Consider the following 9,184-nt stretch of genomic DNA (forward strand, 5'->3'; position numbering starts at 1 on the left):
GTGATTTGTCTTGGTCCGCGGCCCCCAACACCCTGCCCTTAACCCGGGGGGGGTACCTCTCACAAACCCCGGGCGGGGTGCCGGGCGCCCTGCCCCGCGGGCCCCCCCACGGGCCCGAACCGACGAAGGACCTCGATGCAACGACGACAGTTCGTCCTGGGCGCAGCCCTGGCCACCGCCCTGGTGGCCACCGGCTGCACCGGCAACAGCACCGCCGACACACTTCGCTACGCGGCTGTCGGCGCTCCTGCGGCGGCCAGCAACGATCCGCACGGCGGCCTCGGCAACGAGTCCGACGCCATGCGCTTCGCGCTGCTCTACGACGTGCTCACGGTGCCCGGCGCGGACGGCAGCACGCAGCCTCGGCTGGCCACCTCCTGGACGCCGGACACGACGCAGACCCGCTGGACTCTTGCGCTGCGTCCGGATGCGTCCTTCACCGACGGCCGACCGGTGCGAGCCGCGGACGTGCTGTTCTCACTGCGCCGGATGCAGGACAAGGCCGCCGAGAACTACGGCCGGATGGCCATGTTCGACCTCGCAGCGTCCACTGTGGTCGACGAGCACACCCTGAACCTGGCGACGCGCAAACCCTTCGCCGAGGTCGGCAAGGCACTGGAGTCGGCGACCTTCGTGGTGCCCGAGGGCAGCACCGACTTCAGCAACCCGGTCGCCGGATCCGGCCCGTTCCAGATGGCCGGCGGCGACGCCGCCAGCGCTGTGCTGGAGCGCAACGACCGCTGGTGGGGGCCTCGCCCGCCGCTGCGGCGCATCGAGATCCGCGCGATCGCCGATCCGCAGGCGCGGGCCGACGCGGTCGCCGCCGGGCAGGCCGACGTCGCCGGGAGCGTGAATCCGGCGACCGCCCGGCAGTCCGAACAGGACGGTCTGCAGGTCGTGCACCGGCCCGCGGTCACGGTGTACCCGGTGGCCATGCGCCTGGACCGGGCACCGTTCAACGACCCCCGCGTCCGCGAGGCGATCAAGCTCGCCGTGGACCGAAAGCAGCTGGTGGACACCGTTTTCCTCGGCCAGGGCGTGGTCGGCAACGACGTGCTCACCCCCGCCGACCCGACCGCACCGGCACCACCGCAGCGCCAGCGCGACCTCGACCGAGCTCGACAGCTGCTCGCCGAGGCGGGACACGCCGGCGGGCTGGATCTCACGCTGCGCACCACGACCGCCTACCCGGGCATGGACACCACCGCGACGCTGCTGGCCGATCAGCTCAAGGCCGCCGGCATCCGGATCCGCGTGCAGGTGGAACCGCAGGACACCTACTGGACCCAGGTCTACTCGCAGGCCGACTTCTACGTCAGCTACCTCGGCGGCATCCCGTTCCTCGACGTCGCACGCGTGGCGCTGCTGTCGACGTCGCCGACGAACGAGACCGCGTGGCACCGGCAAGACTGGGACCTCGGCTTCGACGCGGCGCTGGCCACCCCCGACGCGGGCGGGCGCAGCGCCCGGCTCGGCCGGTTGCAGCAGCAGGTGCGCGACGAAGGCGGCTACCTGGTGTGGGGCGCCGGCGACGGACTCGACCTGGCGCGGCCGCAGGTGGCCGGGCTGCCCACGGGACCGGGATTCCAGCGGTTGTTCATCGACCAGGTCCGGATCAACGCCACGTGATCCCGTCGCTGATCCGCTCGACCGCGCGCAGCGCCCTGCTGCTGTTCGCGGTCGCCGTGCTGGTCTTCGCCGCGACCGAGCTGCTGCCCGGTGACGCGGCCGAGGCCAGGACCCGTGGCCGGGCAAGCGATGCGGAGCTGGCCCGGCTGCGCGAGCTGACCGGGCTGGACGATCCGGCCTGGCAACGCTTCGGCCGCTGGCTGACCGGTCTGCTGCACGTTGACGCGGGTCGGTCGCTGATCAGCGACCGACCCGTGGCGGTCCTGATCGCGGAACGGCTGCCCGCGACCCTGGCGCTGACCGCGTGCGCACTGCTCGTCGCGCTGCCGCTCATGCTGCTGGCGGCCTGGGTGGGAAGCTCACCGCGCCTGCGGTCTCCGGCCGGCGGCGCGATCGCGGCTGCCGCCGCAGTCCCGCAGGTCGTGGTCGCCGGAGCACTGGTCGCGTTGTTCTCCGGGCTGCTGCATTGGCTGCCCAGGGTGTCGCTGCTCCCCATTGGACAGTCGCCGTGGCAGCGACCCGAACTGCTCGTGCTACCGACGCTGTCGCTGGCCCTTCCGGCGGCGGCGTTCGGCTCGGGCCTGCTCGCCGGGGCGGTGGCGGACGTGCGGCGGCTCCCGCACGTCGAGGACGCCGTCCTGCGCGGCGTGCCACGCTGGCGCGTCTCGGCCCGGCACGTCCTCCCGTTCTTGTTCGCGCCGGTGCTCCGCGTGCTCGCGGTCATCTGCGGCGGTTTGATCGCGGCCACCACGGTGGTGGAGACCGTGTTCGGCTACAACGGCCTCGGCGAGCTGCTCGTCAGCTCCGTCGCCAGCCGTGACGTGCCAACGGTGCAGGCCGTGGCATTGCTCGGCGCGGCAGTCGTGCTCGCCGGGTTGTGGCTGGCCGACGTGGTTCGGAGTGGCACCTCATGAAGCGCACGATCACGGCCTGCGGCCTTGCGATCACCGCGGCGTGCGCGGCCGTCCTGGGCGGGTTCCTGGCCCCGCACCTCCCGACCGAGATCATCGGCCTACCGCACGCATCTCCGGGCACGACCGCCCTGCTGGGGACCGACGGCCTCGGCCGCGACGTGTTGTCCCGGGTGCTGGCCGGAGGCCGCGACCTGGTCCTGATCTCGATGCTCGCCGCGCTGGTGGCCACCTCGCTCGGCGTTGCCGGAGGGCTGATCGCCGGCTGGTCCGATGGCTGGACTTCCCGGCTGCTGACCGCGCTCGCCGACGTGCTGCTCGCCATGCCGCTGCTGCTCGTCGCACTGGTGCTGGCGGTTTCGCTGCCCGGTGACGCCGCGGTCGTGGCCGCGACCGTCTGCGGCGGTACTCCGCTGACGCTGCGGGTGGTCCGGGACGCCACCCGGCTGGCCCGCGGCTCCGGGTACGTCGAGGCGGCGCGCTGCCGCGGCGAACGCGACGCGGCGCTGCTGATCCGGGAAGTCCTGCCATCGATGGCCGGGCTGATCTCGGCCGACGTGGGCATGCGATTCGTGGTCGCCGTGCAGCTCGCGGCCGCGTTGAGCCTGCTCGGTTTCGGCGCCCAACCGCCAACGGCCGACTGGGCGTTGATGATCCGCGAGAACCTGCCCGGGTCCGGCCTCAACCCCGCAGGTGTGATCGCCCCTGCCGTCGCCCTGGCCGTGCTGACAGCCGGTGTCGCGGGCGCGGCGTCGCTGCTCGACAGGAGGCCGGCGTGAGCGGCTTGGAAGTCGGCGACATGACCGTGCTCGACAGGCAGGGACGCGCCGTGATCTCGGATTTCTCACTGCACGCCGCCGCCGGTGAAGTCGTCGCGGTCGTCGGTCCGTCCGGAAGCGGGAAATCCACCCTGCTACGCGCAATCCTGGACGCCCTGCCGACCGGACTGCGCCGGGCCGATGGCACGGTTAGCTGGGCAGGAAGGACGATCCTGCCCGGACGGGCCGCCCGGCGTTGGCGGCACCGGACGGCGGGCATCGTCGGCCAAGACCCCACCGCCGCGCTGAATCCCTTGCAGCGAGTGCATTCCCTGGTCGCCGAAGGCGCACCGGACGCGCCACTGGCCCGGCGGGCGCTCGACGACCTCGGACTCGACAGCGCCCAGCTGTGGCGGCGGCTCCCACGTCAACTTTCCGGCGGGCAGGCGCAACGCGTCGCCCTCGCCCGAGCGCTGGCAGGCGATCCGGCCTTGCTGGTGCTCGACGAGCCGACTTCCGGGCTGGACCCGGATGCCCTCGAACTGATCGTGCGGGCGATCGCGAAGCGGCGCGGTGACGGACGTTCGGTGACGCTACTGGTCTCCCACGACCAGGACTTCGTGACCAGGGTGAGCGATCGCGTCATCTCGTTCGGGCAAGCGAGGACGACCACCCCACCGCGAACAAGCCAACAGAGATCGGCCGCACCGGTTTTATCGGCATCGGATCTGACGATCTCGCAGGGCGGCACGCCGCTGCTCCAAGGCAGTTCCGTCGATCTCTTCGAGCACGAACTGGTCGCCGTGCTGGGACCGTCCGGATGCGGCAAGAGCACCATGCTGAGGACGTTGGCCGGCCTGCACGCTGCCGATGCGGGCGAACTCCGTTGGCGCGGCGAACCCTTCCCGGGCCGGGTCGAACACCGGTCCCGCACGCAACTGCGCGCCGTGCAGTTCGTCGCCCAGGACCCTGCCGGCGCGCTCAACCCAGCGCACCGCGTCGGCACCGCCATCGCCCGGGCCGCACAGGTGCTACACGGCGTTTCTCCCGCTGCCGCACGGAAACGAGCCAATGAACTGCTGCGCATGGTTGGGCTCGAAGGTGCCGCGAAACGCTTTCCACGCGAGCTCTCCGGAGGGCAGCGCCAACGCGTGTCCATCGCGCGAGCGCTCGCCGCCGAGCCCGACGTGCTGCTGGCGGACGAGATCACGTCCGCGCTCGACGAGGCCACGGCCCACGACGTGCTTGATCTCCTCGACCGGCTACGCACCGACGGCCTCGCTGTCCTGCTGGTCACCCACGACCGGACGGTCGCCGACCGCGCCGATCGCACGCTCCGGCTGCACCAACGCGGCCTGCGCCCCACCATTCCCGACCGATCGGAGGAAACCCGTGCCCGGTGACGACCCCGTGCCCGAAGACAGCACAGCCGCGCTGTGGCGGGCGGCCGAGCACCTCAGCGCCCACCCGTGGATCGCCGCGGCCGAAGTAGCCGGCAACGCGGTGCGGCTCGTCCCGGCCCGCGCGGCGCTCGCCGTGCGGCCGGAACCGGGCGCGCTGCTCACCGAACACCTCGACCAGTGGAGCGAGGTCTACGACTGGACCTACTCCCAGGCCTCCGGGCGGCATGCCGACGACCTGGACCTGTCCGGCTGGCGGGCGTCGGACACCGGCGAGCCCTTCCCGGTGGAGCACATGAAGGACTGGCTGCGCCACACCGTCGAACTCGTGCTGCGCGACAAACCCCGGCGGGTGCTCGAACTCGGTTGTGGCACGGGCATGCTCATGCACCGCCTGCATCCGCACGTCGACGCGTACGTCGGCACCGACGTCGCTTCCGATGCGGTTCGGAAGCTGTCCACATCGGCGCCCGACGGTGCCGTCATCGTGCAGGCCGCCGCTCACGAGGCGCGCAGCGCTGTAGTGCAGGACGCCATCGCCGCCGCGTTTTCCGGGGCCCGGCCGGATTGCGTCCTGCTGAACTCCGTCACGCAGTGCTTCCCCAGCGTCGAATACCTGCGCGCGGTCGTGCAGGACGCGATCGACGTGGTCGCCCCCGGCGGCACCGTGATCATCGGCGACGTCCGCCACGCCGGCCTGCTGCGCGACCACCACCGCTGGCTCGACGCCACCGCCACGGACGCGGAGCTGGACGAACGGGTCGACCGGGACGAGGAACTGCTCTTCGACGCGCCGCTGCTGGCCTCACTGGCCGCGGAGGCGGGCCGCGAGGTCCGGATGGCCACCTTCGCGAAGACCATGCGCGCCGACACCGAACTGACCCGCTACCGCTTCGACGCCGTGCTCCACGTCGATCCCAGCACCCCTACCGTGGCACCGACCGTGATCCGATGGCCCGACCTCCCTTCCGGCAACCGGGTCGCGGCCCTGCGCGCCCGCGTCGACGGTTCCCCGGCGCGAGTCGCACGGATCCCCAACCAGCTGCTCAACACCGAGGCCGGCACGACCGCCGCCGAGCTGCACCACGCCATCGGCGACCTGGACGCCGTGGTCTGCCTGGACCCGACCGATCCGCGGTTTCTCGAAGTCATCGCACCCGCGATGTCGGCCGCCCGACCGGTCCAGGAGATCCCCGGACCAGGCAAGGCGCACGAGCCGCTGCGCGGATTCGTTCGCCGCAGGCTCGCCGAGGTCGCCCGACGGGACCTGCGTCGCGGAGGCCACGCGCTTGTGCCGATCACGGTCGACCCGGGCGAGCACCATGCGTGCTGAAACCCTGGACCAGGTCACTCGATCCGCCGCGACCGCGATCAACGACGTCGACACCACCGCACTGCCCGGCTTCATGCGGCAGCTCGACCACGCCGCCCTGCTGGCGATGGCCCGCACCCTCGGCCGCAACGGCCTGTTCCGGCCCGGGGTCAGCCACCGCTGGGACCAGATCGCTGACCGGCTGCGCGTCGCGCCCCGGCACCGCTGGATCCTCCGCCGCTGGCTCACCGCCCTGAATGACGAGGGCCTGCTGCAACGAGACGAAACCACGAGATTCGTGCACGACCTCCGCGCCGTGGGCCGATCCGAGGCGGCCGACGCCGCCGCATTCGTGGACGAAGCCGCGCGCGGTCTGGGATATCCGGCGGAAATGGCCCGGTTCTTCCTGACGGCGATCGAGCAACTCCCACGTCTGCTTCGCGACGAGGTGGCTGTGCAGGCGCTGCTGTTCCCCGACGGAGATCTCACGACCGCCGAAGGCGCCTACAAGGACAACGTCATCAACCGCTACCTCAACGCGGCAGCCGTCGACCTGCTGCGCGGGGAATGCCGGCGCGCCGGTGGCACGCTCCGCGTGCTGGAGCTCGGAGCCGGTATCGGCGGCACCACCGCCGCCGTGGTGCCGGCGCTCGCCGACGAGGCCGTGGACTACCTGTTCACCGACGTGTCCGAGTTCTTCCTGGACGCCGGACGTCAGCGGTTCGGCGACCGGCTCCGCTACGGCATCCTCGACATCAACTCCGACGAGCCCGTGCAATCCGGGTCCGCCGATGTCGTGCTCGCCGCAAACGTCCTGCACAATTCAGTCCACATCGGACAAGTGCTGGCGCGGTTGCGGGATCTGCTGGCACCCGGCGGGCTGCTCGTGGTCATCGAGTCGTGCCGGGAGCACTACCAGGCCATGACGTCCATGCAGTTCCTGATGTCCCCGCGCGAGGGCGAACCGCAACCCGGTGCCACCGACGTGCGGGCGGGAACCGACCGGATCTTCCTGACCCGCGACGAGTGGCTGGCCGAGCTGACCGCAGCCGGCTTCGCCCCGCAGCTCGACCTGCCCGACCCGACTCATCCGCTCGCCGCCCTCGGCCAGCACGTCTTCGCCGCCCGAAACGACGAACTGGAGCAACCATGACCACCGAACCCGATATCAGCACCGTGCTGGCCGAGATCTGGGCCGAGCTGCTCGGCCTGGACGAGATTCCGCCGGATTCGAGCTTCCTCAACCTCGGCGGCGACTCGGTGCTCGCCGTGCGGATGTCCGCCCTGGTCCGCCGGAAGCTCGGCGTGGCGCTCGCCCTCTCCGACGTCCGGGTGGAGATCACCCTCGCCGAACTGGCGGACCTGGTAGCCCGCCGCAGCGCCGGAGCATCCAGCGATCGGGCGCTGCCGGTCGAGGTGTCCCGGCGCCCTGACCCGAGCGCACCGTTCCCGCTGCTGCCGTTGCAGCAGGGCTACTTCGTCGGGCAGCAGGACGGCTGGGAGCTGTCCTACGAATCGGCGCACCACTACGTCGACATCGGGCTCACCGACGTCGACCCGGACGAAGCACCCGAAGCACTCCAGGACGCGCTGCGCCGACTCGTGCAGCACCAACCCACGCTGCGCGCCCGCGTGCTGCCCGACGGCCGGCAGCGCATCCTGGCCGCCGACGACCCCGACGCCGTGCCCACCGTCGAAGTGATCGACCTGCGGGACACTTCCGAGGACGAGGCCAACGCGACGGTGGCAGCCATCCGGTCGCAGATGAGCACCAACGGCCCAGACCCCGCGTACGGTCCCGGCATGACGATGCGCCTGACGCTGCTGCCGGGCGACCGCGCCCGCCTCCACAACGCGGTCAGCTTGCTGATCATCGACGGCTGGTCGTCGAACGTCTTCTACCGGGACCTGTTCGCCCTGGTGACCGACTGGAACGCGATGCTGCCCCCGTTGGAGGTCGACTACGGCGACTACGTCACATCGGTAGCCACCCTGCCCGACACCGACGCCTGGGAGGCCGACCGCGACTGGTGGTGGGACCGGCTCGACGAGTTCCCCCTTCCGCCCGCCCTCCCCCTGGTCGCCGACCCTCGCGATGTGCGGCCGGAGCTCATGGGCACCCGTCAGACCACTGTGGACGCCGAGACCTGGGCCGCGTTCCGGAAGCAGTGCACCGCGCACGGCGTGACACCGTCGGCGGCGATGTTCACTGCCTACACGGTCGTGCTGGCGCGCCAAGCGGGCCACCGCCGCATGCTGCTGAACTCATTGCAGCTCAACCGCTTGCCGCTGCATCCCGACGTGCACCGCATCGTCGGCGCGTTCGCCTCGACGATGCTCATCCCGGTGGAGCTGGCCGAAGGCGCCACCTTCGCCGAACTCGCCGCCGACAACCAGCGCCGGTTCAGCGAATCGGCGGCGCACAACCTGATCAGCGGCGTCGAGGTGTCCCGCGAACTGGGCCGACGGCGCGGCACGCACCGCCCCGTCGCTCCCATCGTCTTCCAGAGCACCCTCGGGATGGACGCGGCCATGGGCGAACGCGTGCCGGAAACCGCCGGCCCGCTGGGGCGCATCGACATGGCCGACCACCACCAGCAGCTGCGCACTCCGCAGGTCGCCCTGGAAGTGCGGATGTTCGAGCTGCGCGACGAGATGTACCTGGTGTTCTCGCTGGTGGACGAACTCTTCGACACCGCTGCGGTTGACGCGATGTTCCGCGAGCTGACCGGTATCGTCCACACGCTCGCCGAACCCGGAAGCTGGCAGGCGCCGGTAGCGCTGCCCGAGGCAGCGGACGCGCCGGAATCCGAGGAACTGCGCATCGGCCGGTACGAACGCCAAGACCGGACCGAAGAGCCCGGCGCACCGCGAACCAACCTCGAACGAACGATCGCCGAGGTCTGGGAAGAGATGCTGGCGATCAGCGGCGTCGACCGCGCGTCCGACTTCTTCGCCCTGGGCGGCGATTCGCTGCTCGCGGTCCGAGTGCTCGGAAAACTCGCCCGGGAAAAGGGAATCGCGGTGGCGGTCCGGGACTTCCTCGAAGCTCCGACGATCTCCGGCCTCGCCGCGCTGGCCGCACCCGAACGCTGACCGAGGACGAGCCGACGGCCCAGGCGGCGCAGTGGGCGAGCTACCGCCTCACCGGCGAGGCGCCCCGGCGGACGGGCA

General features: G+C 71.4%; 7 protein-coding genes. All 7 read left to right on the forward strand.

Features of this window, described 5'->3' with window-relative positions; translation table 11 throughout:
* Positions 1-135 precede the first annotated feature (135 nt).
* The 7 genes from AB0I53_RS41020 to AB0I53_RS41050 are packed head-to-tail and all read left to right on the forward strand — an operon-like array spanning position 136 to position 9,106.
* On the forward strand, positions 136-1,629 hold the full coding sequence (locus AB0I53_RS41020) for an ABC transporter substrate-binding protein (RefSeq protein WP_358614455.1): 1,494 nt from the start codon (positions 136-138) through the stop codon (positions 1,627-1,629).
* Entirely contained in the window at positions 1,626-2,543 is a 918-nt protein-coding gene (locus AB0I53_RS41025; protein WP_358614457.1) for an ABC transporter permease, read from the forward strand. Before AB0I53_RS41020 ends, AB0I53_RS41025 begins: the two co-directional genes overlap by 4 nt.
* Positions 2,540-3,319: an ABC transporter permease gene (locus AB0I53_RS41030; protein WP_358614459.1), complete on the forward strand. Its 780-nt coding sequence runs from the start codon at positions 2,540-2,542 to the stop codon at positions 3,317-3,319. Before AB0I53_RS41025 ends, AB0I53_RS41030 begins: the two co-directional genes overlap by 4 nt.
* Positions 3,316-4,701: an ATP-binding cassette domain-containing protein gene (locus AB0I53_RS41035; RefSeq protein WP_358614461.1), complete on the forward strand. Its 1,386-nt coding sequence runs from the start codon at positions 3,316-3,318 to the stop codon at positions 4,699-4,701. The genes AB0I53_RS41030 and AB0I53_RS41035 overlap by 4 nt, the downstream gene beginning before the upstream one ends.
* Entirely contained in the window at positions 4,691-6,031 is a 1,341-nt protein-coding gene (locus AB0I53_RS41040) for a class I SAM-dependent methyltransferase (protein WP_358614463.1), read from the forward strand. The genes AB0I53_RS41035 and AB0I53_RS41040 overlap by 11 nt, the downstream gene beginning before the upstream one ends.
* The gene (locus AB0I53_RS41045) at positions 6,021-7,163 is read left to right on the forward strand and encodes a class I SAM-dependent methyltransferase (protein ID WP_358614465.1); all 1,143 of its coding nucleotides are present in this window, start codon (positions 6,021-6,023) and stop codon (positions 7,161-7,163) included. The genes AB0I53_RS41040 and AB0I53_RS41045 overlap by 11 nt, the downstream gene beginning before the upstream one ends.
* Complete coding sequence (locus AB0I53_RS41050) at positions 7,160-9,106, forward strand: condensation domain-containing protein (RefSeq protein WP_358614467.1); 1,947 nt, start codon at positions 7,160-7,162, stop codon at positions 9,104-9,106. The genes AB0I53_RS41045 and AB0I53_RS41050 overlap by 4 nt, the downstream gene beginning before the upstream one ends.
* Positions 9,107-9,184: the final 78 nt, after the last annotated feature.

The organism is Saccharopolyspora sp. NPDC050389 (assembly GCF_040655595.1).
GTDB lineage: Bacteria > Actinomycetota > Actinomycetes > Mycobacteriales > Pseudonocardiaceae > Saccharopolyspora.

Coding starts and splice junctions, on each gene's coding strand:
- AB0I53_RS41045 (WP_358614465.1), top strand. CDS start 6,021: ATGCGTGCTGAAACCCTGGACCAGGTCACTCGATCCGCCGCGACCGCG.
- AB0I53_RS41050 (WP_358614467.1), top strand. CDS start 7,160: ATGACCACCGAACCCGATATCAGCACCGTGCTGGCCGAGATCTGGGCC.
- AB0I53_RS41020 (WP_358614455.1), top strand. CDS start 136: ATGCAACGACGACAGTTCGTCCTGGGCGCAGCCCTGGCCACCGCCCTG.
- AB0I53_RS41030 (WP_358614459.1), top strand. CDS start 2,540: ATGAAGCGCACGATCACGGCCTGCGGCCTTGCGATCACCGCGGCGTGC.